This window comes from Streptomyces sp. NPDC047000, assembly GCF_040644295.1.
GTDB lineage: Bacteria > Actinomycetota > Actinomycetes > Streptomycetales > Streptomycetaceae > Streptomyces.
This window is the reverse complement of record NZ_JBEYWE010000088.1, coordinates 1-1,011: the sequence shown is the minus strand read 5'-3', so window position 1 is coordinate 1,011 and position 1,011 is coordinate 1. Positions and strand designations below refer to the sequence as shown.

Below are 1,011 nucleotides of genomic sequence, written 5' to 3'. Positions count from 1 at the left end.
CGAGAACGTGCACTTCTACGGCACCCACTCCGTCGACATCGACGGAGAACTCGCCCAGCTCGACACCGACGGCTACCGGCCACTGCGGCTGGCCGGCGTCGCCCCGCTGAGCAGCTGACCGCGCTCCGGCGAGTCTGAGCCTGACGGCCAGTGCTGGGAGCAAGCCCAGGCGTGCAGCCGGTCGGTCTCGGCGCGCTCTCCTTCGGTGGAGGCCCAAAGCTCGACGCAGGGTGGCGGCGAGCGCGCCGAAGGGCCGGACCCGGATGCGGCAGCGACCGGCCTGGCGATCCTCAGGCGGCCTCCGCTGGGAGCTTCCTCAGATCAGCCAGGCTGTCGGCCAGCGTCTTGCTCCCCAGCATAGCGACGACGACGTCCTCGATTTCGTCCGTGAGCCCTCTGAAATAGCGGCACGCCTTGGTCGTGACCTCGCAGACATGCGGCACCTCGTCACGCTGATCCCAGATCAGCTTGCCTGCGACAGCTGAGCGGTAGACCTCGCTCAGCGTGATCTCCGATGCCGACCGCCCCAGACCGAGCCCGCCGGTGCGGCCGCGGACGGAGGTCACCAGTCCGTCATGCACGAGCGGCACGGCCAGTGCGCGTACGAAGCTCGGGTTGTTGTCCAGCTTGGATGCCAGCTCGGTCGAGCTGACCGTCGGCCTTCCCGACTCGGCGGCGTCGGCGATCAGCATCATCATGATCAGCGTCGTGGGGAACCTCAGGTCGAACACGCGAGCCCACCCTTCCCGGCGGATATGCAAGTTTGACACTTGCGATTGCCTGGAGTCATACGTAAGTTTCAGACATGCATATTACTTCACAGGGCCAAAGCCCTGCCACGACCGACAACCTGCTCACCCCCGTGCGGGTCGGCGCCCTGGAGCTGCCCAACCGCCTCGTGATGGCGCCCATGACCCGCAAGCGCGCCAACGAGGACGGCGTTCCCCAGCCCGTCATGGCGCAGTACTACGCCCAGCGCGCGTCGGCCGGACTGATCATCACCGAGTCGGC

The 1,011-nt window shown here is 67.2% G+C and carries 1 protein-coding gene and 1 pseudogene; one reads left to right on the top strand and one right to left on the bottom strand.

All coding sequences use genetic code 11. The features are described 5' to 3' along the window. Window positions 1-290 precede the first annotated feature (290 nt). Window positions 291-731, bottom strand: coding sequence for an Rrf2 family transcriptional regulator (locus tag ABZ862_RS38525; RefSeq protein WP_360969299.1), 441 nt, complete (start codon window positions 729-731; stop codon window positions 291-293). 74 nt (window positions 732-805) lie between these two features. Between ABZ862_RS38525 and ABZ862_RS38520 the strand changes: the two are divergent. Next, window positions 806-1,011: pseudogene (locus ABZ862_RS38520) on the top strand (hypothetical protein); the annotation flags it as partial.